The organism is Collinsella sp. AF31-11, assembly GCF_003475605.1.
Classification (GTDB): domain Bacteria; phylum Actinomycetota; class Coriobacteriia; order Coriobacteriales; family Coriobacteriaceae; genus Collinsella.
This window is the reverse complement of the sequence record NZ_QRQS01000033.1, coordinates 1-1,786: the sequence shown is the minus strand read 5'-3', so window position 1 is coordinate 1,786 and position 1,786 is coordinate 1. Positions and strand designations below refer to the sequence as shown.

General features: G+C 64.6%; 1 rRNA gene. It reads left to right on the top strand.

Annotation, left to right across the window (positions count from 1 at the left end):
• Positions 1-1,763: ribosomal RNA gene (locus DWZ22_RS10045) — 23S ribosomal RNA — on the top strand; the annotation flags it as partial.
• Positions 1,764-1,786 lie beyond the last annotated feature (23 nt).

Genomic DNA, 1,786 nt, shown 5'->3' with positions numbered 1-1,786 from the left:
ATACACGGGGCTAAGCTGGACACCGAAGCGGCGGGATTTTACCTAAGTAGAATCGGTAGGGGAGCTTCCCATGGGCGGTGAAGCCGCCGGGCGACCGGCGGTGGAGCGCATGGGAGTGAGAATGCTGGCATGAGTAGCGAGAGACGAGAGAGTAACTCGTCCGCCGTGAACCCGAGGTTTCCTGGGCAAGGCTAATCCTCCCAGGGTCAGTCGGGGGCTAAGGCGAGGCCGGGAGGCGTAGCCGACGCGCAGCAGGCAGACATTCCTGCACCGCGCACGCGGCGCTACGACCGACGGGGCGACGGATGGGGGTGGCTCGGCGGGGTTCTGGACGTCCCCGTGATGGAGCGCGGCCCGCGGACCAGGGAAATCCGGTCCGCACGAGGGCGAGGCTCCGGACGAAGCACTTAAGCGAAGCGAGTGAGCCCGAGGTCCCTAGAAAAACCCCTAGGCAGGCGCGTGCGCGCCCGTACCGCAAACCGACACAGGTGGGTGGGTAGAACATACCGAGGCGATCGGGTCAACCATGGTCAAGGAACTCGGCACAATGGCCCCGTAACTTCGGGAGAAGGGGTGCCCGCGCGTACGTGAACGGACTTGCTCCGGGAGCGGAGGCGGGCCGCAGTGGAGAGGCCCAAGCGACTGTTTACCAAAAACACAGGACTCTGCAGAAGCCGCAAGGCGACGTATAGGGTCTGACGCCTGCCCGGTGCCGGAAGGTCACGCGGAGGAGTTAGCGCATCGCGCGAAGCCCCGAAGCCAAGCCCCGGTAAACGGCGGCCGTAACTATAACGGTCCTAAGGTAGCGAAATTCCTTGTCGGGTAAGTTCCGACCTGCACGAAAGGCGCAACGACTTGGGCGCTGTCTCGACCATGGACCCGGTGAAATTGCACTGGTCGTGAAGATGCGACTTACCCGCGGAAGGACGGAAAGACCCCGTGAACCTTCACTGCAGCTTGGCATTGGCCGCTGGTCCCGCGTGTAGAGGATAGGCAGGAGGCATCGATCCGGAGGCGCCAGCCCCCGGGGAGCCGCCCTTGGAATACTGCCCTCGCGCGACCGGCGTCCTAACCCGAGGCCGTCACCCGGCTCGGGGACCGTGCCAGGCGGGCAGTTTGACTGGGGCGGTCGCCTCCTAAAGGGTAACGGAGGCGCGCGAAGGTCCGCTCGGGACGGTCGGCAACCGTCCTTTTGAATGCAAGAGTACAAGCGGGCTTGACTGCGAGGCCCACGAGCCGAGCAGGTGCGAAAGCAGGCTCTAGTGATCCGGCGGCCCCGAGTGGGTGGGCCGTCGCTCAACGGATAAAAGGTACTCCGGGGATAACAGGCTGATCTTGCCCAAGAGTCCACATCGACGGCAAGGTTTGGCACCTCGATGTCGGCTCATCGCATCCTGGGGCTGGAGCAGGTCCCAAGGGTACGGCTGTTCGCCGTTTAAAGCGGTACGCGAGCTGGGTTCAGAACGTCGTGAGACAGTTCGGTCCCTATCCTCCGTGGGCGCAGGAGAATCGATGGAGGCTGCCCCCAGTACGAGAGGACCGGGGTGGACGCACCTCCGGTGAACCGGTTGTCGACCAACGGCACGGCCGGGTAGCCGCGTGCGGCGCGGATAACCGCTGAAGGCATCTAAGCGGGAAGCCGTTCCAGGGATTAGTTCTCCTTCCGGTAAGGGCCCAGGTAGACTACCTGGTCGATAGACGGCAGGTGCAAGGGCGGCGACGCCCTCAGCCGAGCCGCACTAATCGCCCGAGCTCTTCCGGAACCGCACCTCGCGGCCCGCGGGAC